Source organism: Pseudomonas sp. PDM04 (assembly GCF_014851765.1).
Lineage (GTDB): Bacteria > Pseudomonadota > Gammaproteobacteria > Pseudomonadales > Pseudomonadaceae > Aquipseudomonas.
Map to the genome: position 1 here is coordinate 554,344 of NZ_JACVAI010000001.1, position 20,158 is coordinate 574,501.

Genomic DNA, 20,158 nt, shown 5'->3' on the forward strand with positions numbered 1-20,158 from the left:
TCTCACAAATCGGGTGTATATAAAGTGAGAGGCAGCCAGGAGCCAAACGTTCCGAAACGCAGGAATGAAAAAGCCCGGCATCGTGCCGGGCTTGTGCAAACGCTTCGTTCTGAATCAGTGACGCTTGTGGCCCTTGCCCAGGTTGCTGCCTACGCCGCCACCAATGGCGCCGCCCAGGCCTGCGCCGATGGTGGAGCCGGTCTTGCCACCCAGGCTGTTGCCAATCACCGAGCCGCCTGCAGCACCCACGCCGCCGCCGATGGCCGCTTTGGTGCGGCTGCCCTTGCGTGCAGCCACGGCACTGCCGGCCGCGCCCGCAACACCGGCACCAATCGCTGCCCCGGTGCTGCCGCCCATGCTTTGGCCGACGACATTACCCAGCGCGCCACCCAGGCCGCCACCCAGCGCGGCGGTGCCGTCGCCAGCAGCCATTGCACCTTGAGCAACCAGAAGCCCCAGAACCAGAGCCGGCAGAGTTAAACGCATGACAAGAACCTCAAAAATAGGGGAAATCAAAAAGGGTCGAGATTGAATGCTTTAGCGGCGAGAAAGTCCAGACGCACGAACGCAACCTCAGCATCGGCGACGGTTGGACAGCGTTTTCGGAAAAGGTTTTATGACAGGCAAAAAAAAGCCCGCTGGGGAGACGGGCCAGGTGCTGCTTTCTAACGGATGAGTTCAGCCTACGTAAGACCTTGTGAAAAGTTTGTGAAAAGAAACGGTTCAGATAAACGTCGACAAACAAGCCAGCACGTCATCCCTCGATCCCGGATCAATGACGGGGTCCATGGATGATCTGCTCCCGCTTGGCGGGAGCAGCCACCTTGGGCAGGAATTTCGCCTTCGGCCCCTGGGGCCCCCTGGCCTTCATCTTGCCGAGCGTGGCCTCATCGTCACCAAAAGCCACCCCATATTCGGTTTGGCCGCATTGCACACAGTTATTGATGGGAAACTCTGCCCCGTCGTCCTCGATATACGGATCAGCCATTTTTTCACCCCTCTCAAAAATGGGGTCGACACCGGCAAGCCCTGTTTGCCTGAAACATATCGACCACCAAACCGTTGAGACTAGCTGGTCATTTATGGACTTTCCGTTCAGACATGCTGACGCCCGACGAATGGATTATTTCGCGTCCTGCAAACCTGAACGCTGACCCCGGCGACCATCACCTCAGCTTGACGGCCGTCCCGGTGACAAACACCACCACCATTCCACCCTTCCCGGCCGGCATGCTGATCTCGTAATCGAGCCCTACCACGGCGTCAGCCTGCAGCGCCCGCGCCCGATCCTTGATCTCGTCAGTCGCCTGCATACGCGCTTCTTTCAATGCGCGTTCCAATGTCTGTGAGCGACCACCAAAAAAGTCGCGCATCCCGGCGAACATATCGCGAATAACGTTGACTCCCTGCACCGACTCGGCGCTCACAACATCCAGGTAGGCGGTGATTTGTCGACCTTCGATGGCATGGGTGGTGGTGACGATCATGGGATTTCCTTTTCATGGCCCTGGCATTCAAGGCGAGCGGGACAATGTTATACACAGCTGCTCGAATATTTCGATTCCGCTCGCTTCCTGCATCCCATTCAGAAAGCCCCTTTCGGCTGGGCACGCCGCCTCAACAAAAGCAGACGCCAGAAACCACAAAACCCCTGACTTCTTTCGAAATCAGGGGTTCTGGTTACATCGAATTTGGCGGTGAAGGAGAGATTCGAACTCTCGATACAATTTCTTGTATACACACTTTCCAGGCGTGCTCCTTAAGCCACTCGGACACTTCACCGTATCTCTTCAAACATGTTCTGTCTGTCGAGGCGCGCTAATGTAGTCGAAAGCATTTCCGATGGCAATTTTTTTTTGCAGAATTTTCATGTGGTTAGCGATTTAGACGTTCCGCGGCTTCCTGGACATGGCAAACCCGCCAATCTCTGGCTTCGTGTCCCTGTTCTCCAGGGAATAGAGCGCACGGTGGGCGTGACCGAGCCGGCCTGGTCGCTGGGAAAACGGTGACCGGTGAGTCAGTCACGGCGCTTTACCTCGCCTACGGCGGTGGGTAACGTCAGCCTCAACTTTCATACAAGGAATAGCGTCATGAGTGAGTTGATTTCCTACCACCTCGAAGACGGTATCGCGACCCTGACCTTGAGCAACGGCAAGGTCAATGCCATTTCGCCGGACGTGATTGCCGCGTTCAATACGGCGCTGGACCAGGCGGTGACTGATCGCGCCGTGGTGATCATTACCGGTACGCCAGGGATTCTGTCGGGCGGGTATGACTTGAAGGTGATGACCGCCGGGCCGAAGGAAGCCGTATCGCTGGTGACGGCCGGTTCCACCCTGGCCCGTCGCCTGTTGTCGCACCCGTTCCCGGTGATCGTCGCCTGCCCTGGGCACGCCGTGGCCAAGGGTGCATTCCTGCTGTTGTCGGCCGATTACCGCATCGGTGTCGACGGCCCGTTCAGCATCGGCCTGAACGAAGTGCAGATCGGTATGACCATGCACCACGCCGGTATCGAGTTGGCCCGTGACCGCCTGCGCAAATCGGCATTCCATCGCTCGGTGATCAACGGCGAGATGTTCACCCCGCAGAGCGCCGTGGATGCCGGCTTCCTCGATGTGGTGGTGTCGGCCGAGGAGCTACAAGGCGCGGCGCTGGCGGCGGCTCGCCAGTTGAAGAAGATCAACATGAGTGCGCACAAGAACACCAAGTTGAAGGTACGCAAGGCGCTGCTGGATACGCTGGATAACGCGATCATCCAGGATCAGGAGCATCTGGTTTAATCCCGTCAGTTCAACCCGGAGCCTGTGTCGTTGTTCAAGTCCATCGCGAGCAGGCTCGCTCTCACGGCAGTGTGGGGCTTTTCAAGTGTGATTGATGGAAAAGCCCTACAACCGCTCTAGAACAAGTCTGACCAACGAGTCGGAAATTTTTACTTAAACATCGCCTATCTCCGGTCTCTTCCGGGCAATTGCCGAATACAGTGCACATCCGTACACTGCGCCACCTTTTGTCCCGGTGGGGCCTGAAAATGCTGTTTGTGTTTCGTATGTCGTTGATGGGGCTGCACTTTATTCTGGCGGGCATCCTCGGGGTGATCCTTGGACTGTGCCGGCCATTCAATCCGGACAACAGCCGCCTCTGCGCCCGTCTTTATGCCTGGCCGGCGATGTGCATTTTGCGTTTGCGGGTGAAGGCCGACGTCGGCCCACTGATGGACAAGCCGCAAAGTTGTGTGATCGTCGCCAACCACCAATCCAACTACGATCTGTTCGTGTTCGGCAACGTGGTGCCGCGCCGCACCGTGTGCATCGGCAAGAAGAGCCTGAAGTGGGTGCCGTTGTTCGGCCAGTTGTTCTGGCTGGCAGGCAATGTGCTGATCGACCGCGGCAATGCGCACAAGGCGCGCCGCTCGATGCTGACCACGACGCACACCCTGCAGCATGAGGACACCTCGATCTGGGTGTTCCCGGAAGGCACGCGCAACCTCGGTGAAGAGCTGCTGCCGTTCAAGAAAGGCGCGTTCCAGATGGCCATCGCCGCCGGTGTACCAATTGTCCCGGTGTGTGTCAGCACTTACGTCAAGCACATGCGATTGAACCGCTGGCGCAGTGGGAAAATTCTGATCCGCTCGCTGCCGGCGATTCCGACTGCCGGCCTGAGCCTGGACGACATGCCAATGCTGATCGCCCAGTGCCGCGAACAGATGCGCGACTGCATCGCCTCGATGGATCGGCAACTGCAAGCCGCGTGACAGGAAACCCGCCCTGTGCGGGTTTTCTTTTGCCCGGGATTTGCCGCGAACTCTGCAGATTTCACTGACTCTCAAGCAACAGACAAGGCTAAGCTGAAGATTGCCTGCCATCTGCCAACCAGAAGTGAACGTGAATCATGGGTCGAGTTGTTGCTGCTGCGGTTTACAGCGCCGGTAAAAAAGTCACCAATATTACCCTCGATGAAGGCGCTGCCTGGGCTGCCAAGCCCGATCACTTCGTCTGGATCGGCCTCGAAGAACCGGACGCGCAGGAGTTGGCCAACCTGCAACGCCAGTTCAACCTGCACGAACTGGCCATCGAAGATGCCCTGGAAAAACACAGCCGACCGAAGCTGGAAACCTTCGGCGATGCGCTGTTTATCGTCACTTACTCGCCGATCCGCCATGACGGCAACCTGCAGTTCATCGAGACCCATATCTTTGCCGGTAACGGCTACATCATCACCGCACGCAACGGTCACTCGGCGTCCTACGCCCATGTCCGACAACGTTGCGAGGCGCGTCCGCTGCTGCTTGAGCATGGGGAAGATTTCGTCCTCTACGCCCTCCTCGACTTCGTGATCGAAAACTACCAGCCGGTGGGCGAAGCCATTCATGCCGAAATCGACGAGCTGGAACGCAACGTGTTGTGCAGCGCCCTGAATGAGCACGACATCCAGAAATTGCATGGCCTGCGCCGCGACGTCGTGCGCTTGCGCCGTTACGCGGCGCCGATGGTGGAGATCAGCGAGGAGTTGCAGAAACTCAGCTTTCCGTTCATCGACAAGAACATGCGTCCGTATTTTCGCGACGTGCAGATCCATGTGACGCGGCAAATGGAAGACCTGACGACCCTCGCGGAGATCGCCAGTCAGACCATTGAAGTCGGGGTGCTGCTGGAGGCGTCACGGCAAAGCGTGGTACAGCGCAAGTTTGCCGCATGGGCGGCGATCCTGGCGTTCCCGACGGCGGTCGCCGGTATCTACGGGATGAACTTCCAGAACATGCCGGAACTGACCTGGCACTACGGGTATTTCGCGGTGCTGGGGTTCATTGCGGTGGGGTGCGTGGGGTTGTGGGGGAGTTTCAAGAAGTCGGGATGGTTGTAGCGTCTGCAACAGCAATCGCCAGCAGGCCCGCTTGCATATCCCACTTGGGATAAGGCAGCGAACCTGCTCGCGATGGTTTAGACCGTTTCGGGTTTGTGCGCGACAAACCGCATCATCCACTCCGCAACGGTCGTGCCGTGATGTTCCTGCTCCAGGCTGTTGATGCCTTTCGAGTACACCTGTTCGCCCAGCGCTTCCTGACGAATATCCAGCAAGGCCCGCGAATAATCGTGAATGAATTCCGGATGGCCCTGGAAGCACAGCACCTGGTCATTGATGTGGTAAGCGGCGAACGGACAGAAATCGCTGGACGCGATCACCGTGGCGTTTTCCGGCAGCGTGGTCACCTGGTCCTGGTGGCTGATCAGCAAGGTCAGCTCTTCACGCACCGGGCTCATCCAGGGCGCCTTGGCCGCCAGTTTGTAGTTGTGCGTGCCAACGCCCCAACCCTGGGTGGCGCGCTCGCTCTTGCCACCCAGCAGCAACGCCAGCAACTGATGGCCGAAGCACACGCCGAGCAATTTGTCGCCGCGCTCGTAGCGAGTCAGCAGGTAGGCCTTGAGGGTTTGAATCCAAGGATCGGTGCCGAAGGAGTCGGCCTTGCTGCCGGTGACGAGGTAGGCGTCGAAGGTTTCGTCATCACGCGGATAGTCGCCCTGCATCACGTTGTACACGGTGAACTCGGCGGCGATGGGCTGTTGCGAAAACAGGCGCTGAAACATCTGCCCGTAACCCTGATATTGATCGACCAGTTCCGGACGCAGGATGTCGGTTTCAAGAATGCAGATGCGTAACGACATAAAAAATACCTGACACGTGATGGGAATAATGCACACCCCAGAGCCTGCCTCGAAACACGGTGACAAGGCAAGCCCGGCGTGCGTCATCGGTCCCTTAGAACGCCTCCTCCCTGGCGGCTTTTTCCAGCAGCAGGGCCGGCGGCGCGAACCGTTCGCCGTACTGCTCGGCCAGGTATTGCGCGCGGGCGACGAAGTCCTTCACGCCATACTGGTTGATGAACTGCAACGCGCCACCGGTCCAGGCTGCAAAACCGATACCGAAGATTGAACCGACATTGGCGTCTGCCGTGGAGGTCAGGACGCCTTCCTCCACGCACCGCACGGTCTCGATGGCTTGCACGAACAGCAGTCGATCGCGCACATCCTGCGGCGATATCTGCCCATCGGCTTTCTCGAATCGGGTTTTCAATGCCGACCATAAATGCTTCTGGCCAGCGGCCGGGTACTCGTAGAAACCACCGCCAGCGGCCCTCCCCCCACGCTTGTACTCGTTGAGCATCAGGTCGATCACGGCGAACGCCGGGTGTTCGACCAGCGGTTTGCCTTCCGCTTGCAGGTCCCTAGCCGTTTGCTGGCGGATATGGCTCATCAGGCTCAGGGACACTTCATCGGAAATGGCCAGGGGTCCGACAGGCATCCCGGCCTTGCGTGCCTCGGTCTCGATCATTGGGGCACTCACGCCCTCGCCGAGCATGGCGATGCCCTCGTTGGTGAACGTGCCGAACACACGGGAGGTGAAGAAACCGCGACTGTCGTTGACCACAATCGGTGTTTTTTTGATTTGCAGGACGAAATCGAAAGCGCGCGCCAGGGTTTCGTCACGGGTGTGCGCGCCCTTGATGATTTCCACCAGGGGCATTTTGTCCACGGGGCTGAAGAAATGCAGGCCAATGAATTTGCCGGGGTCCGGCACCGCCCTGGCCAGGCCGGTGATCGGCAAGGTCGAGGTGTTCGACGCGATCACCGCGTCCGCCCCGACAATCTGCTGTGCGGCGGATGACACCCTGGCTTTCAGCTCGCGGTCTTCGAACACGGCTTCGATGATCAGGTCGCAACCGGCCAGATCGGCATCGCTGGCGGTGGGATGGATGCGCGCCAGAATCGACTCGCGCTGCCCGGGCGTCATGTGGCCACGGGCAACCTTCTTGTCCAGCAACGCCACCGAATGCGCCTTGCCCTTCTCAGCCGCCGCCGTGTCGATGTCCTTGAGTACCACCTCGATACCGGCCGAGGCGCTGACGTAGGCAATGCCGGCCCCCATCATCCCCGCGCCCAGTACACCGACGCGACGCGTCACGTAGGGTGCGAACCCTTGGGGACGCGAGCCGCCAGCGTTGATTTCATTGAGTTGGAACCAGAAGGTGCCGATCAGGTTTTTCGAGATCTGGCCGGTAGTCAGCTCCGTGAAGTAACGGGTTTCGATCAGATGGGCCGTGTCGAAATCCACCTGTGCACCCTCTACCGCAGCACACAGAATCTTCTCCGGCGCAGGCAGGCAGCCCTGAGTCTTGGCGCGCAGGATCGACGGCGCGATGGCCAGCATCTGCGCGACCTTGGGGTTCGAAGGCGTACCGCCCGGGATCTGGTAGCCCTTCACATCCCACGGCTGCGTCGCCACGGGATGGGCCAGGACCCAGGCCCGGGCCTTGGCCAGCAATTCATCGTGGTCGGTGGCCAGCTCATCGATCAGACCGGCCTGCAAGGCTTGCTGCGGGCGCACCTTCTTGCCCTCCAGCAGATACGGCAAGGCCTTTTCCAGGCCCAGCATACGCACCATGCGCACCACCCCGCCGCCGCCCGGCAGCAAGCCCAGCGTGACTTCCGGCAAGCCGAGCTGTACCGAAGGATGGTCCAGCGCCACCCGGTGATGACAGGCCAGGCAGATTTCCCAGCCGCCACCCAGCGCGGCGCCGTTGATCGCGGCGACCACTGGCTTGCCCAGGGTTTCCAGGGTGCGCAACTGGCTCTTGAGCGTCAGCACCATGTCGTAGAAAGCTTTGGCTTGCGGTTTGCCGACCTTGATCAGTTCGTTCAGATCGCCACCGGCGAAGAAGGTTTTCTTGGCCGAGGTGATGATCACACCGGCGATCTGGTCTTGCTCGGCCGCCAGGCGAGCGACGCAGGCGGCCATGGCCTCGCGGTAGACCGCGTTCATGGTGTTGGCGCTCTGGCCCGGCATGTCGATGGTCAGGACGACGATCCGGTCCTGGCCTTGTTCGTAACGAATGGCTTCAGTCATGAAGAGGCTTCCTTGAAAGGCTCAGAGGCGTTCGATAATGGTGGCAATGCCCATGCCGCCGCCGACACACAGGGTCGCCAGGCCGAAGCGCAGGCGTCGGGCTTCCAGTTCGTCGAGCAAGGTGCCGAGGATCGCGCAACCGGTGGCGCCCAGCGGATGGCCCATGGCGATGGAGCCGCCGTTGACGTTGACCTTGTCCGGGTCGATGGCCATGTCCTTGATGAACTTCAGCACGACCGAGGCAAACGCCTCGTTGACCTCGAACAGATCGATGTCTTCGACTCGCAGCCCGGCCTTGGCCAGCGCCTTGCGCGTCGCCGGCGCGGGGCCGGTGAGCATGATGGTCGGGTCGGTACTGGTGACCGCCGTGGCGACGATCCGCGCCCGCGGCTGCAGGCCCAGCTCGCGGCCCTTGGCTTCGGAGCCGATCAACATCAGCGCCGCACCGTCGACGATCCCGGAACTGTTGCCCGGCGTGTGCACGTGGTTGATCCGCTCGACGTGGCTGTAGACCCGTAGCGCCGTGGCGTCGAAACCCATTTGCCCCATCATCTCGAAACTCGGTTTGAGCTTGCCCAGGCCGTCGAGGGTGGAGTCGGCGCGGATGAACTCGTCATGGTCGAGCAGCAGGATGCCGTTCTGGTCCCGCACCGGCACCAGCGATTTGCCGAACGCACCCTCGGCCCGGGCCCGTGCAGCTTTCTGCTGCGAATGCAACGCGTAGGCATCGACATCCTCGCGACTGAAGCCTTCCAGGGTCGCGATCAGGTCGGCACCCACCCCTTGCGGTGTGAAGTGACTGTGCAGGTTGGTTTCCGGGTCCAGCGCCCACGCGCCACCGTCACTGCCCATCGGCACCCGGGACATTGATTCGACCCCGCCCACCACCACCAGTTCTTCGAAACCGGAACGCACTTTCATCGCCCCGAGGTTCACCGCCTCCAGCCCCGACGCGCAGAAGCGGTTGATCTGCACCCCCGCCACGCTGACGTCCCAGTCGGCCACCTGGGCCGCGGTCTTGGCGATGTCGGCACCCTGATCGCCCACCGGCGTCACGCAGCCCAGCACCACGTCGTCGACCTGGCGGGTGTCCAGTGCGGTGCGCTGTTGCAACGCGGTGAGCAACCCTGCCACCAGGTTGACCGGTTTGACACTGTGCAACGCACCATCGGCCTTGCCTTTGCCGCGGGGCGTACGTAACGCATCGAAAATCAGAGCTTGGGTCATGACGTCCTCGAACCTGGCGATGAAATACCGAGCCTCCACCTTATGCCGAGTCACCGCCGATTCAATGACCGCAATGCTCACAGGCGTTGACGCACACGCTCAGACGGACGGTAGTGTGCTATCGGATTAACCGCTTCAGTACACCGAGCTGTCTAGCAAAAGGCCGGCAAAGAAGCTGGCAATAGGCCTCATGCCATTTTTATAGCTTTTTATGAGGCACCCATATGAAAGGGATCTAAGCCACGGCCGACGCGGGCCCTAAGGTGAACATGTGCGAAGTTGTCGTCGGGTTTTGCCGAGCGCTCGCCGTACAGGAAGTGCAACGCTCTGCCGTCATGGAGAAATGCAGGCAGGCATCAGGAAATAACAAAAAAGGCGGTCAAGCCATGTTCAAACATTCGAAAGTACGTCAAGCCGGGCTCATTCTCTTTGCCACTACGCTGTTGTTGATTGTGCCGAACCTGACCAAGGTGATTGGCTGAATCTGTAGAAGTACGGCGCCACCCATTTTCATCGCCTCGTTAAAAATGTGACGGGTCCGCTACCCGGGCCTGCATGGCTGTGCCAACCTTTGCGGCACTTCCACGACATGGACGGCGATCATTTGAAAACGCTCATTCTGCTCGGGGCCTTGCTGCTTGGCTCGCCCCTGTATGCCGCACAGCTGAACCTGGAGCTGGGCGCGAACAGCCGCACCTGGCAGACCGAGGATTTGCTCAAGCATCCTCAGGCCCAGACCATCACGATCGACAACGACGTTTCCTATAAAAAGGACATGAGCTATCGCGCCGTGCCCCTGGCAGCGTTGCTGACGGGCATCAAGCCGGGCGATCACCTTCAGGCCGTGGCGCTGGATGGATTTGCCGCCGAACTGGCGGCCGCGCCGTTGCTCAATGCCAAGGGTGCGCGGGCCTGGCTGGCCATCGAGGAGCCCGCCAACCCCTGGCCGGCACTGTCGTCCGGCAAGCCGAGTGCAGGACCGTTTTACCTGGTCTGGACGAATCCGCAGGCCGGCAACATCAGCCCGGAGCAGTGGCCTTTTCAAGTGGCCGCCATCAAGCGCCTGGCGCCGGTGGCCGAGCGTTTCCCGGCGCTGCTGCCCGATCCGGCGCTGAAAGCGGACGACCCGGTGAACCAGGGCTTCGCCCTCTTTCAGAAGAACTGTCTGGCGTGCCATCGCCTCAATGGCGCGGGCGATGCTCAGTTTGGGCCGGACCTGAATATCCCGTTCAATCCGACCGAGTATTTCGGCGCGGACTTCCTTAAACGGTACATCCGTGATCCACAGAGTTTGCGCCAGTGGCCACAGGCGAAGATGCCGGGGTTCGCCCCGTCGGTGTTGCCGGACGCGGAGCTGGAGAGTCTGGTGGGGTATTTGCAGCACATGGCGGGGCGCAAGGTCACGCCCTGAATCGCTTTGCCCTGTGAAAGCGGGCTTGCCCGCTCTCACAGGGTTCGTGAGATGTTGGCGGTTATTGCTGCTGGACGGAAATGACCGGCGTCGGCGTCGGCGACACCAGCACCTTGGCGTGCATCTGCTCACAGCCCCCGCCCCGACGCATTCCGCGTACCGGGCACGCGTCCAGGTAATCCAGGCCCACCGCCAGCTTCAGATGGCGCTCCGGCCGCGCCAGTTCGTTGGTCACATCAAAGCTGTACCAGGCGTCATCCAGCCAGGCTTCCGCCCAGGCGTGGCTGGCCAGGTGCTCGGAGTTCTCGCTGTACAGATAGCCCGACACGTAGCGCGACGGCACACCCAGGCTGCGAGCACAGGCCAGGAAGGCATGGGTGTGGTCCTGGCACACCCCGGAGCGCCCGGCGAACGCCTGGGCCGCGCTGGTATCCACCTCGGTGGAACCCGGCGTGTAGGTCATTTGTGAGTTCAGGCCATGCATCAGGTCGATCAGTGCCGTGCGATCCCGGCGGGTCTTGCAGGTCTTTTCGGCGAACGCGCGCAACGCCTCGTCGGCTTCGGTCAGGCGCGTGAAGCGCAGAAAAGGCAGCGCCGACTGGCTCTCGTGCTCGGCTTCGCGCAGCTCGTCGATATCGACCTGGCCCCGGGCGCCGATGATGATCGCTTCGTGCGGCTCGTCCATGGTCAGCACATGCAGGATGTTGCCGAACGGATCGAGTTGCGCACGCACCGGGCGCGGCAGGTCGAGCTGCCAGCTGAGCACATGCTGGCGCTCGCTGTCGTGGGGCGTCAGGCGCAGGTATTGGATGCTGGCTCGGACCTGATCTTCGTAGTGATAGGTGGTCTCGTGACTAATGGAAAGTCTCATGCAGCCTCCAGGTAGGAACTGTGTATGGCGTTACCCAACTGGCGCACCAGCGGGATGAACTCGGTCAGCCAGGCGTGCAGGCCTTCGTCGAGGATTTCGTTGATGCCGGTGTAGCGCAGGCGGGCGTCCATTTCCGCTGCCAGGCGTTGCGCGGGACGACCGTTGGCACCCGGCAGTTGCGCGAGGATCTGGTCGATTTCCTCGGTGCAGGCGCGCAGGGAGCGCGGTACGTCGACGCGCAGCAACAGCAACTCGGCGACATGCCGGGCGCCGGGCGCGTCGCGGTAGATCTCGGTGTAGGCCTCGAACGACGACAGCGCCCGCAACAATGCACTCCACTGGTAATACGCGTGGGCCGTGCCGTCGCTGACCGCTTCGGCCTGGTCGCCGGCCATCTCGTAGCGGGCGTCGAGCAGGCGCAACGTGTTGTCGGCGCGCTCGATGAAGGTGCCCAGGCGAATGAAGCGGAAGGCGTCGTTGCGCATGATCGTGCCGTAGGACGCGCCGCGAAACAGGTGCGAACGTTCCTTGATCCATTCGCAGAAACGGCTCATGCCATAGCGACTCAAGCCCTGTTCGGCGATGCCGCGAATTTCCAGCCAGGTGGCGTTGATGTTTTCCCACATGTCGGCGGTGATTCGCCCACGTACCGCATGGGCGCTGGCCCGCGCCGCCCCCAGGCAGCTGTAGATGCTCGCCGGGTTGGCCGCGTCCAGCGCAAAAAAATGCAGCAGGCGTTCGGCATGCAACTCGCCGTGACGCTCCAGGTAGTCGTCCAGGGTGCCGGTGATCAGCAGCGGCATCGCCAGTTCATGCAGGCCATCACCGCGGCCATCCTGTGGCATCAGCGACAGCGAATAACTGATGTCGAGCATCCGGGCGAGGTTTTCCGCCCGCTCCAGGTAGCGCGACATCCAATACAAATCCGAGGCAGTTCTACTTAACATGGCAGGCTTCCTTCAATCCTCGACCACCCAGGTGTCCTTGGTTCCGCCGCCCTGAGAGGAGTTCACCACCAGGGAGCCTTCACGCAAGGCGACACGGGTCAGACCACCGGGCACAACCCGGGTTTCGCGGCCAGACAATACAAACGGACGCAGGTCGATATGGCGCGGGGCAATGCCGTTTTCGACAAAGGTCGGGCAGGTCGACAGGGACAACGTCGGTTGCGCGATGTACGCGTGGGGCTTGGCCTTGATGCGCGCGCGGAACGATTCGATTTCCGCCGCCGTCGCCGCTGGCCCCACCAGCATCCCGTAACCGCCGGACCCCTGGGTTTCCTTGACCACCAGGTCCGGGAGATTGGCCAGGACATGGGAAAGCTCGGAAGGATTGCGACACTGGAACGTCGGGACGTTCTTCAGGATCGGCTCTTCGTCGAGGTAGAAACGGATCATGTCGGTGACAAACGGATACACCGACTTGTCGTCGGCCACGCCGGTGCCGATGGCATTCGCCAGCACCACGTTGCCCGAACGGTAGGACGACAGCAGTCCCGGGACGCCGAGCATCGAGTCGGGGTTGAACGCCAGCGGATCGAGGAACGCGTCGTCGAGCCGACGGTAGATCACATCGACCGCCTTGGGCCCGTCCGTGGTGCGCATGAACACCTTGTCATCACGCACGAACAGGTCAGCGCCCTCCACCAGCTCAACCCCCATTTCCCGGGCCAGAAACGCGTGCTCGAAAAAGGCACTGTTGAACCGGCCCGGCGTCAGCACCACCACGCTCGGGTTATCGATCGGGCTGGAGCTTTTCAGGGTGTCGAGCAACAGGTTCGGGTAGTGGTCGATCGGCGCGATGCGCTGGGTCGAGAACAACTCGGGGAACAGCCGCATCATCATCTTGCGGTCTTCGAGCATGTAGCTCACACCGCTGGGGGTGCGCAGGTTGTCCTCGAGCACGTAGTAGGTGCCGTCGCCATCGCGCACCAGATCGACCCCGGAAATATGGGAGTAGATATCCCGGTGCAGATCCAGGCCTTGCATCGCCAACTGGTACTGCTCGTTGGCCAGCACCTGTTCCGCCGGAATGATGCCGGCCCGGATGATGCGCTGCTCGTGGTACAGGTCGGCGAGGAACATGTTCAACGCCTTGACCCGCTGGATGCAGCCGCGCTCGACAATCCGCCATTCGCTGGCCGGGATGCTGCGCGGAATGGTGTCGAAGGGAATCAGGCGCTCGGTGCCCTGCTCGTCCCCATAGAGCGTGAAGGTAATTCCGGCGCGATGAAACAGCAGATCGGCCTCGCGTCGCCGTTGAGCCAGCAGCTCGTCAGGCGTTTCAGCCAGCCAACGGGCAAACTCCCGGTAATGCGGGCGGACCTGGCCGCCGGCATCGTACATCTCATCGTAATAGGTGCGGATCATGCCGTACTCCTTGTCACCCGGACTGACAGGCCTTCGCAAGGCCCGTGCCATCGGCATAAACGCTTTCATATCAATCGGTTGGAAAACCGCCCCGGCTACGCCGCACCATTCCTGTGCGCCAAATGCCCCAACCTGATGATCCCCGCTTCATTGCAAAGCAATGCTGTCGTCTATCAGCAGCATAGCCAGAGTTGATTTCACTGCCCGGCCGTGGATGCGGATAATCCACTCATTCGCTGGAAATGCTCACCGAACTTCCCTTTTAGCCGCCTGCCCAGGCGGCTTTTTTTTGTTCGGCATTCTTGTTTCAGGATTTTGCCAACACGCTTTTCCGCCGCGCACAAACGAAAACGGCCAACCCGAAGGTCAGCCGTTGTTGGCTACTGTTCATGATGTCAGGCGAGTCGCCCTCGTACCTCCTGCTTGACGCCCCATCCTTCGATAATGCCGCCCAATGGCTCGACCACAGCCTCGAAATCCTGCTCAAAGTCGCCAATGCCGTCATAGGTGGCGTACATCACCTTGCTCAGTTCCAGGGACCACGCACCGTCGTCCCGAGCGCTGACCTGTGCATTCAAGGACTCACCACAATAATGCCCCGCCGCCCTGCGTGCCCGCTCCTCGTCCGGGAAAATGGCGTAGAACTCGATGGGATGGAATCGTGAAAAATCGAAACCGCCTTCTTTCATGCGGCGCAGCACCGAGCTGCTGATGTCTTCTTGATAGGCTTCTGTGCTCATGAAACGTCCTCCTCAAACCGATGGATAGACTTTCCGTACTCCCGACGCCCGCATCCTGAAAACGCGAGCACTGCGATGGGAAACAAGCATGTAGCTGACAAGACCAGACCTTAGCGATCCATTCGCTGATCTCGCTTGCAGATTAGCCCTTTGTCAGCGGCGCTGCCAAGGTCTGGTTGTGACACAGGTGTGCCTGGAGGTGTATCAGACGGGAGTGATGCCGAGGATTTGTATGCTGTTCTGGGTCTTGAGATCTTTTACGCTCGCATCCGCCGTTCGCCCTTCCAGATCGTTCAGATCCAGCTCGGCGGCGACGGGCAGGAGCCGGGCCTTGATGAGCTTGGCGGCTTGCTCGTTATCCGGGCATTCGCTGCACTCAAAGGTTTCATCGACTGTTTCGCCGTGATCATCCACGAAAGTGATCTTCCACTTTTGCATCAAAGCCTCCTCGAACAAACCCGTATGTGGGTTCACCTTCATCTGGACTTGTGCTCTGGATGATCGTTCACAAAAAAAGCGGTGGGAGCGAGCCTGCTCGCGATAGCGGTGTCCCATTCAGAATCAATGTGACAGAAAGGTCGCTATCGCGAGCAGGTTCGCTCCTACAGGGAATTGCCCGTAAAGCCTTAGTCGTTGCTCGGCTTGTTCACCGCCTGCAGGACGTATTGCGGCAGCGCAAAGGCGCCGAGGTGGATTTCCGGGTTGTAGTAGCGGGTGACGATGCCGCTGCCGGCGAAGCGCTGTTGCAGGGTTTCGCGGGACAATTTGCGGTAGGCGGTGTTGGTCGCCCCCCAGGCGAAGGTCATGGAACCGCCGATGTAGGTCGGCACCGCCGCCTGGTAGAAGTGCCAGTCAGGGAACAGGCTGCGCAGGCGTCCGGCGGTGGTTTTGACTTCCTCGATCTGCATGAACGGCGTGCCGTTCTGGGTCACCAGGATGCCGCCTTCGTTCAGGCAGCGATGGCAGGCCTGGTAGAAGTTTTCCGAGAACAGCACTTCGCCCGGACCGATCGGGTCGGTGGAGTCGGAAATGATCACGTCGAACTTTTCGGTGGTGGTGGCGACGAAACGCATGCCGTCGTCGATCACCAGGTTCAGCCGTGGATCCTCGAAGGCGCCTTTGGAGTGGTTCGGCAGGAATTCCTTGCACATGTCGACCACGGTGCCGTCGATCTCGACCATGGTGATGTGCTCGACGCTGCCATGCTTGGCCACTTCACGCAGCATGCCGCCGTCGCCGCCGCCGATGATCAGCACGCGCTTGGCGCGGCCGTGCGCCAGGATCGGCACGTGGGTGAGCATTTCGTGATAAATGAATTCGTCGGCTTCGGTGGTCTGGATCACGCCATCCAGCGCCATGACCCGGCCCATGCGCGGGTTTTCGAAGATCACCAGGTGCTGGTGTTCGGTGCGCACTTCGTGCAGCAGTTTTTCCATGCGAAAACGCTGGCCGTAGCCTTCGTAAAGGGTTTCCAGGTACTCGCCGGTCGGGGTGGTGCTCATGGGAAGTGCTCCGATGAATGCGGGTGGCAACGGACGGTTACCCGCCCATGATGGCCAATCGATCCGCTCGATTGGCCGAGAAAGGCGCGCATTCTACGTTGCGGAAGATGACAGGTCGAACGTCGGTTCACGACTCGATACAAAACCTTTGAGGCAGAGCCTGTGTGGGAGCGAGCCTGCTCGCGATGGCGGTCTGTCTGCCGATTCGATATCGAATCGACTGCCGCTATCGCGAGCAGGCTCGCTCCCACAGGAGGCTGTGTTTGTCGCCCGGTTGCTAGATCCGCACATTCCCACGTGGTCCGGCGATGGCCCAGATGATCAGGCCCAGCACCGGCAGGAGCAGGATCAGCAGCACCCAGACGATTTTCATCCCGGTACTGGCGCCACTTTTCAGCACGTTGATGATTGCCCAGATGTCCAGGGCAAGAATGATCAGGCCGATCAGGCCATTGAACGTGGAACCCATGGTGTCGCTCCCTAAGAGTGATATGCCCTCTTAGGATAGTCGGCCCTTGCCAGGGTTCCGTTTTATTCGATTAAACGTGGATCGCGACTTTCAAGGCTTCCAGGGCAGGCGCGGCGGCAATACCGACCTCGGCGCACAGCTCGAGCACCCGAGGGACATCGTTGCCATAGACCAGCACCACTTGCAGTTCGTCGTCGAGCAGCTGGCTGAAGTTCATCAGCGTGTAGCCGCCGCTTTCCTTGTTCAGGCTGTCCATCTGCACCTGGATGCGATTGAGCGCGGTGAGCGCCTCGGTCTTCGCCAGTTGCCGGGGCTTGATATTGAACGTCACGTCCGGGCCGAACGAGGCGACGATCTGCGCGAACAGGTCCATATAGGTGTCGGCCTGGAACAGCACGGTTTCCGGCAGGCTGCCGACCACCACCCACTCGCCCAAAGGAATCGGGAAAGTGTCGTCGTAGTTGATGTCGGGATTGGCTGTCAGAAAAGCCTCCGGGTCGGCGTAGGCCTGGGCAGCTTCATCAGCCACTTTGAGGATTTCGTCTTCGCCCATGCACCCGGAGCTGATTTTGCTGATGAGTTCGACGAGTGCGGCTTTCATGGGGCGGAGTCCTGTAGCAAGGGAATTTTGAAGCCGCAAAGGATAACGCATAACGCCTGCAAAGGCTGTGCGGGTGCGTCGATGGGAAGGTTGACCCATATCAAGATCCACGGCACGGTATAGGGCAAAATGCTGGCACCTTGCCAATGCTGTTTCCGCTATCAGAGAAAACCTCCATGGGTGCCTGGATTAGCAATATCTCGCTGAAATACAAATTCTGGGCGGTCAACGCCGTCGCCTTTGTCACCACCCTGTTGTTGGTGCTGTACGCCGTGCAGCTCGAACAGCAGTCGCGCAGCCATGCGGCGCAAACGTCCGCACAGGCGCAGGCGCGCTTGCTCGGCGCCTGGCCCGCCGGGCAGCCACTGCCCAAGAATGACAACTTGCTGACGTTCAATCGCGGGCAGGCCCCGGTGTTGAACGACCAGCCCCTGCAGGAACTGGCAGAGGCCAATGGCTGGGTCGAATTCCATTCGATGCCACTGTTCGGTGACAACCCGTTACTGGGCGCTGAAGTGCTCACCCGCACCGACGGTCAGCGCGTCGCGGTGATCGCTCATGGGCCGAGCCTGGCTCAGGTGTTCAGCGAGCGTTTCGTCAACTACGCGGCGGCGGTGTTCATCCTGATGCTGGCGATGCTCGGGGCCTCGCAATTGTTGATCCGCTTCCTGCTGAGCCAACTCAATACGTTGAAGGACGTGATGTTGCACGTTGAGAAAACCGGCGACCTGGCGGCGCGAGTGCCGCTGTCCTGCTCGGACGAAGTCGGGCAGATGGCGGGCGCATTCAACGCCATGCAGGCCGGTTATCAACGCGTGGTCAACACCGTCGCCAACACCGCCCGGCAACTCGATGTCGGCGCCGCACGCCTGGCATCGAGCATGAACGAGGTGCAACACGGCATGCTCGGCCAGCAAAGTGAAACCGACCAGGCTGCCACGGCGATCAACGAGATGACCGCCACGGTCCATCACATTGCCCAACACGCCGGCGCCACACGCGACCTCTCGCAATCGGCCGATACCCTGGCCGGCAGCGGCCAGGAAGTGGTCATGCGTGTGCAGAAGTCCATCGCCGGGCTATCCACCGGCGTGCAGCAGACGGCCGAGATGATCCAGCGCCTGGCCGAAGACAGCCAGAAGATCAACGGCGTGGTCAATGTGATTCACAGCATCGCCGAGCAAACCAACCTGCTGGCGCTGAACGCGGCCATCGAGGCGGCGCGGGCCGGGGAAATGGGCCGCGGCTTTGCGGTGGTCGCCGATGAAGTGCGCAACCTGGCCAAGCGCGTGCAGATCTCCACCGACGAAATCACCTTGATGGTGTCGGCGCTGCAGGCCGGGACCCGGGATGCGGTGGATTTCATGCAGGAAAGCTCCTTCAAGGCCGACGATTGCGTGCAACAGGCGCAGGAAGCCGGTGCCGCGCTCGCGGAAATCACCGGCGCCGTGGCGCAAATGCGTGAAAGCAACACGCAGATCGCGGTGGCCGCACAGCAGCAGAGCCAGGTCGCTGAAGAGATGAACCGCGCGGTGGTGGGCATTCGCGACGTGACCGAGAACACGGTGCAGCAGACCGTGAATTCGGCGACCACCAGTAACGAGCTGGCGGCGTTGGCCGGGGAACTGAGCAGGGCGATCGGGCAGTTGAAGCTCTGATGGCCCCTTCGCGAGCGAGCCCGCTTCCACAGTGGACGGGGAGCGGCTTGCTCGCCAAGGCATCAGATTGAGCACCATCAAGATTGCCCATGAATGCCTATCGCTCCCATAGCCAACCACGATTCGCCGCCCGCCCCGACCGGGCCTATCCTTAAACCCAGTGTTCAACATGGATTGAGGATCGTCATCATGGGCAAACGTCACCCCAACCTTCCCACCTGGCAATGGCGCGCCTACCCCGGCAACCACCAGCACCCGACCAATCTGGTGCTGCACCTGATTGCCGTGCCACTGTTCATCGTCGCATTCCTGTTGATGGTATCCGGGGTGTTCAGCCTGAGCTTCGCGAACTTCGCGATTGGCGTGATTGGCCTGCTGGCGGCATTGGGCCTGCAACGTCACGGTCACAGCCTGGAGGCGCAGGCCTCCGAGCCGTTCAGTGATCGCAAGGATGCAGTGTCGCGTTTACTGGTCGAGCAGTTTTTGACCTTCCCGCGTTTTTTCCTCAGCGGTGGCTGGTGGCGCGCCTGGCGTGAGCGCCACCGTCGCCACTGATCAGGCGAAAATCGTCACGGTCTGCCGGCTCATGGCGATCAAGCGACCGTCCGCACTCCACAGGTTCGCCGCCGCGTGACCGTAGCCGTCAGCGGCATGCTCGATTTCAACCAGGTATTTGCACCAGTCCAGCGTGCTCAGTGCGAGCAACGGCTGGACGAATTCGATGGTCCAGGTCAGCGTGCTGCCCATCGCCGGTCTGTTCAGGTGCGGCAACAACGAAGGCGGCCAGGCATCCACCAGCGCCAGAAGATGCGACTCACTCACCGCCTCTTCCTTCACATCCCCGCGCAAGCGCACCCACCCTCCCATCTCCCGGGACTTGTTGCCGGTGAACGGCAAGCCGCCAACGCTCCAGCGCATCGCCAGGTGGCGCATGAACTCCGGCGTCACGCCTTTGATGTAGGGCAGTTCCTGACAGTCGTCCCAGTGTTTCATTTCGGGAGCAGGCTTGGCCGCCACCGCCACTTCGGACGGCCGCGAGGCCCCGAAGCTTCCCTGCACCAACGTCACCACCTGGCCCTTTTGCACGGCACGCCCCAGCACCTGGCTGACCGCCTTGCCTTCGCGCAGCACGTCGACTTCGAAACTGACCGGCACGTCGGGCTCAACCGGCCCGACGAAGGTAATCGCCAGCGAACGCACGGGGCGATCCGCCGGCACGCTGGCGCGCATGGCTTCGAATTGCAAGGCCGCCACCAGGCCGCCGAAACTGGCCCGGCCCTGCGCCCATTCGGCCGGAATGGACAGCTCCAGCGGCTGGTTGCGGACAGCGTCGAGCAGATCGGAAAAGCGCATGAAAACCTCGAGGTGCAGGAAAAGGATCGAGGGATATTAACCAGCACCGAAGATCGGT

The 20,158-nt window shown here is 60.8% G+C and carries 22 protein-coding genes and 1 tRNA gene; 7 read left to right on the top strand and 16 right to left on the bottom strand.

The annotated features are described in order from the left end of the window. Positions 1–114 precede the first annotated feature (114 nt). The 4 genes from IB249_RS02525 to IB249_RS02540 all read right to left on the bottom strand — a co-directional run bounded on the left by IB249_RS02525 (position 115) and on the right by IB249_RS02540 (position 1,782). Positions 115–486, bottom strand: coding sequence for a bacteriocin (locus IB249_RS02525; protein WP_192301938.1), 372 nt, complete (start codon positions 484–486; stop codon positions 115–117). Positions 487–772: 286 nt separating this feature from the next. Beyond that, positions 773–988 carry a hypothetical protein gene (locus IB249_RS02530; protein ID WP_192301939.1) on the bottom strand — a complete coding sequence of 72 codons (216 nt, stop codon included), beginning with the start codon at positions 986–988 and terminating at the stop codon, positions 773–775. Positions 989–1,166: 178 nt separating this feature from the next. Then, a complete protein-coding gene (locus IB249_RS02535; RefSeq protein WP_192301940.1) occupies positions 1,167–1,487 on the bottom strand; it encodes a YbjQ family protein in 321 nt (106 codons plus the stop codon). Positions 1,488–1,692: 205 nt separating this feature from the next. After that, positions 1,693–1,782: transfer RNA gene (locus IB249_RS02540), tRNA-Ser, on the bottom strand. A gap of 308 nt (positions 1,783–2,090) precedes the next feature. On the opposite strand from IB249_RS02540, the gene IB249_RS02545 reads away from it, so the two are divergent. The 3 genes from IB249_RS02545 to IB249_RS02555 all read left to right on the top strand — a co-directional run bounded on the left by IB249_RS02545 (position 2,091) and on the right by IB249_RS02555 (position 4,860). Continuing rightward, the gene (locus tag IB249_RS02545) at positions 2,091–2,780 is read left to right on the top strand and encodes a crotonase/enoyl-CoA hydratase family protein (RefSeq protein WP_192301941.1); all 690 of its coding nucleotides are present in this window, start codon (positions 2,091–2,093) and stop codon (positions 2,778–2,780) included. Between the two features lie 248 nt (positions 2,781–3,028). Continuing rightward, complete coding sequence (locus IB249_RS02550; RefSeq protein ID WP_192301942.1) at positions 3,029–3,751, top strand: lysophospholipid acyltransferase family protein; 723 nt, start codon at positions 3,029–3,031, stop codon at positions 3,749–3,751. Positions 3,752–3,888: 137 nt separating this feature from the next. Beyond that, positions 3,889–4,860: a magnesium and cobalt transport protein CorA gene (locus tag IB249_RS02555; RefSeq protein WP_192301943.1), complete on the top strand. Its 972-nt coding sequence runs from the start codon at positions 3,889–3,891 to the stop codon at positions 4,858–4,860. Positions 4,861–4,937: 77 nt separating this feature from the next. On the opposite strand, the gene IB249_RS02560 is transcribed toward IB249_RS02555, so the two are convergent. From IB249_RS02560 to IB249_RS02570, 3 genes are all read right to left on the bottom strand, one after another. Then, positions 4,938–5,660, bottom strand: a complete 723-nt coding sequence (locus IB249_RS02560) for an amidotransferase (protein WP_192301944.1) — start codon at positions 5,658–5,660, stop codon at positions 4,938–4,940. A gap of 94 nt (positions 5,661–5,754) precedes the next feature. Then, a complete protein-coding gene (locus IB249_RS02565) occupies positions 5,755–7,899 on the bottom strand; it encodes a 3-hydroxyacyl-CoA dehydrogenase NAD-binding domain-containing protein (protein ID WP_192301945.1) in 2,145 nt (714 codons plus the stop codon). Positions 7,900–7,920: 21 nt separating this feature from the next. Next, positions 7,921–9,126 carry an acetyl-CoA C-acetyltransferase gene (locus IB249_RS02570; RefSeq protein WP_192301946.1) on the bottom strand — a complete coding sequence of 402 codons (1,206 nt, stop codon included), beginning with the start codon at positions 9,124–9,126 and terminating at the stop codon, positions 7,921–7,923. A gap of 269 nt (positions 9,127–9,395) precedes the next feature. Between IB249_RS02570 and IB249_RS02575 the strand changes: the two genes are divergently transcribed. Beyond that, positions 9,396–9,608 carry a hypothetical protein gene (locus tag IB249_RS02575; protein WP_192302887.1) on the top strand — a complete coding sequence of 71 codons (213 nt, stop codon included), beginning with the start codon at positions 9,396–9,398 and terminating at the stop codon, positions 9,606–9,608. Between the two features lie 107 nt (positions 9,609–9,715). Further along, positions 9,716–10,537: a c-type cytochrome gene (locus tag IB249_RS02580; RefSeq protein ID WP_192301947.1), complete on the top strand. Its 822-nt coding sequence runs from the start codon at positions 9,716–9,718 to the stop codon at positions 10,535–10,537. A gap of 61 nt (positions 10,538–10,598) precedes the next feature. Here the strand turns inward: IB249_RS02580 and IB249_RS02585 are convergent, their stop codons facing one another. The 8 genes from IB249_RS02585 to IB249_RS02620 all read right to left on the bottom strand — a co-directional run bounded on the left by IB249_RS02585 (position 10,599) and on the right by IB249_RS02620 (position 17,089). Continuing rightward, a complete protein-coding gene (locus IB249_RS02585; RefSeq protein ID WP_192301948.1) occupies positions 10,599–11,408 on the bottom strand; it encodes a transglutaminase family protein in 810 nt (269 codons plus the stop codon). Next, positions 11,405–12,355, bottom strand: coding sequence for an alpha-E domain-containing protein (locus IB249_RS02590; protein ID WP_192301949.1), 951 nt, complete (start codon positions 12,353–12,355; stop codon positions 11,405–11,407). The genes IB249_RS02585 and IB249_RS02590 overlap by 4 nt, the downstream gene beginning before the upstream one ends. Positions 12,356–12,367: 12 nt before the next feature. Continuing rightward, on the bottom strand, positions 12,368–13,777 hold the full coding sequence (locus IB249_RS02595; RefSeq protein WP_192301950.1) for a circularly permuted type 2 ATP-grasp protein: 1,410 nt from the start codon (positions 13,775–13,777) through the stop codon (positions 12,368–12,370). A 395-nt stretch (positions 13,778–14,172) separates the two neighbouring features. After that, the gene (locus IB249_RS02600; protein WP_192301951.1) at positions 14,173–14,517 is read right to left on the bottom strand and encodes a ribonuclease E inhibitor RraB; all 345 of its coding nucleotides are present in this window, start codon (positions 14,515–14,517) and stop codon (positions 14,173–14,175) included. Positions 14,518–14,721: 204 nt separating this feature from the next. After that, a complete protein-coding gene (locus IB249_RS02605; protein ID WP_192301952.1) occupies positions 14,722–14,955 on the bottom strand; it encodes a hypothetical protein in 234 nt (77 codons plus the stop codon). Between the two features lie 188 nt (positions 14,956–15,143). Next, complete coding sequence (speE, locus tag IB249_RS02610; protein WP_192301953.1) at positions 15,144–16,019, bottom strand: polyamine aminopropyltransferase; 876 nt, start codon at positions 16,017–16,019, stop codon at positions 15,144–15,146. Positions 16,020–16,296: 277 nt separating this feature from the next. Further along, positions 16,297–16,488, bottom strand: coding sequence for a PLDc N-terminal domain-containing protein (locus IB249_RS02615; protein WP_028622263.1), 192 nt, complete (start codon positions 16,486–16,488; stop codon positions 16,297–16,299). 70 nt (positions 16,489–16,558) lie between these two features. After that, positions 16,559–17,089 (bottom strand): hypothetical protein, encoded by a 531-nt coding sequence (locus IB249_RS02620; RefSeq protein WP_192301954.1) that lies wholly within the window; start codon positions 17,087–17,089, stop codon positions 16,559–16,561. 176 nt (positions 17,090–17,265) lie between these two features. Here IB249_RS02620 and IB249_RS02625 point away from each other — a divergent pair, with 176 nt between their 5' ends. Together IB249_RS02625 and IB249_RS02630 are read left to right on the top strand one after the other, a co-directional pair. Continuing rightward, a complete protein-coding gene (locus tag IB249_RS02625) occupies positions 17,266–18,747 on the top strand; it encodes a methyl-accepting chemotaxis protein (protein ID WP_192301955.1) in 1,482 nt (493 codons plus the stop codon). Between the two features lie 189 nt (positions 18,748–18,936). Continuing rightward, the gene (locus IB249_RS02630) at positions 18,937–19,302 is read left to right on the top strand and encodes a terminase (protein ID WP_192301956.1); all 366 of its coding nucleotides are present in this window, start codon (positions 18,937–18,939) and stop codon (positions 19,300–19,302) included. Here the strand turns inward: IB249_RS02630 and IB249_RS02635 are convergent, their stop codons facing one another. Further along, on the bottom strand, positions 19,303–20,100 hold the full coding sequence (locus tag IB249_RS02635; protein WP_192301957.1) for an acyl-CoA thioesterase: 798 nt from the start codon (positions 20,098–20,100) through the stop codon (positions 19,303–19,305). Between the last annotated feature and the right edge of the window lie 58 nt (positions 20,101–20,158).

Excerpts from the sequence above, each read along its gene's own strand:
- IB249_RS02525 (WP_192301938.1), bottom strand. The coding sequence starts at position 486 with ATGCGTTTAACTCTGCCGGCTCTGGTTCTGGGGCTTCTGGTTGCTCAA.
- IB249_RS02590 (WP_192301949.1), bottom strand. The coding sequence starts at position 12,355 with ATGTTAAGTAGAACTGCCTCGGATTTGTATTGGATGTCGCGCTACCTG.
- IB249_RS02595 (WP_192301950.1), bottom strand. The coding sequence starts at position 13,777 with ATGATCCGCACCTATTACGATGAGATGTACGATGCCGGCGGCCAGGTC.
- IB249_RS02535 (WP_192301940.1), bottom strand. The coding sequence starts at position 1,487 with ATGATCGTCACCACCACCCATGCCATCGAAGGTCGACAAATCACCGCC.
- IB249_RS02545 (WP_192301941.1), top strand. The coding sequence starts at position 2,091 with ATGAGTGAGTTGATTTCCTACCACCTCGAAGACGGTATCGCGACCCTG.
- IB249_RS02530 (WP_192301939.1), bottom strand. The coding sequence starts at position 988 with ATGGCTGATCCGTATATCGAGGACGACGGGGCAGAGTTTCCCATCAAT.
- IB249_RS02600 (WP_192301951.1), bottom strand. The coding sequence starts at position 14,517 with ATGAGCACAGAAGCCTATCAAGAAGACATCAGCAGCTCGGTGCTGCGC.
- IB249_RS02570 (WP_192301946.1), bottom strand. The coding sequence starts at position 9,126 with ATGACCCAAGCTCTGATTTTCGATGCGTTACGTACGCCCCGCGGCAAA.
- IB249_RS02560 (WP_192301944.1), bottom strand. The coding sequence starts at position 5,660 with ATGTCGTTACGCATCTGCATTCTTGAAACCGACATCCTGCGTCCGGAA.
- IB249_RS02585 (WP_192301948.1), bottom strand. The coding sequence starts at position 11,408 with ATGAGACTTTCCATTAGTCACGAGACCACCTATCACTACGAAGATCAG.
- IB249_RS02550 (WP_192301942.1), top strand. The coding sequence starts at position 3,029 with ATGCTGTTTGTGTTTCGTATGTCGTTGATGGGGCTGCACTTTATTCTG.
- IB249_RS02555 (WP_192301943.1), top strand. The coding sequence starts at position 3,889 with ATGGGTCGAGTTGTTGCTGCTGCGGTTTACAGCGCCGGTAAAAAAGTC.
- IB249_RS02625 (WP_192301955.1), top strand. The coding sequence starts at position 17,266 with ATGGGTGCCTGGATTAGCAATATCTCGCTGAAATACAAATTCTGGGCG.
- IB249_RS02635 (WP_192301957.1), bottom strand. The coding sequence starts at position 20,100 with ATGCGCTTTTCCGATCTGCTCGACGCTGTCCGCAACCAGCCGCTGGAG.
- IB249_RS02620 (WP_192301954.1), bottom strand. The coding sequence starts at position 17,089 with ATGAAAGCCGCACTCGTCGAACTCATCAGCAAAATCAGCTCCGGGTGC.
- IB249_RS02605 (WP_192301952.1), bottom strand. The coding sequence starts at position 14,955 with ATGCAAAAGTGGAAGATCACTTTCGTGGATGATCACGGCGAAACAGTC.
- speE (WP_192301953.1), bottom strand. The coding sequence starts at position 16,019 with ATGAGCACCACCCCGACCGGCGAGTACCTGGAAACCCTTTACGAAGGC.
- IB249_RS02565 (WP_192301945.1), bottom strand. The coding sequence starts at position 7,899 with ATGACTGAAGCCATTCGTTACGAACAAGGCCAGGACCGGATCGTCGTC.
- IB249_RS02580 (WP_192301947.1), top strand. The coding sequence starts at position 9,716 with ATGGACGGCGATCATTTGAAAACGCTCATTCTGCTCGGGGCCTTGCTG.
- IB249_RS02575 (WP_192302887.1), top strand. The coding sequence starts at position 9,396 with ATGTGCGAAGTTGTCGTCGGGTTTTGCCGAGCGCTCGCCGTACAGGAA.
- IB249_RS02630 (WP_192301956.1), top strand. The coding sequence starts at position 18,937 with ATGGGCAAACGTCACCCCAACCTTCCCACCTGGCAATGGCGCGCCTAC.
- IB249_RS02615 (WP_028622263.1), bottom strand. The coding sequence starts at position 16,488 with ATGGGTTCCACGTTCAATGGCCTGATCGGCCTGATCATTCTTGCCCTG.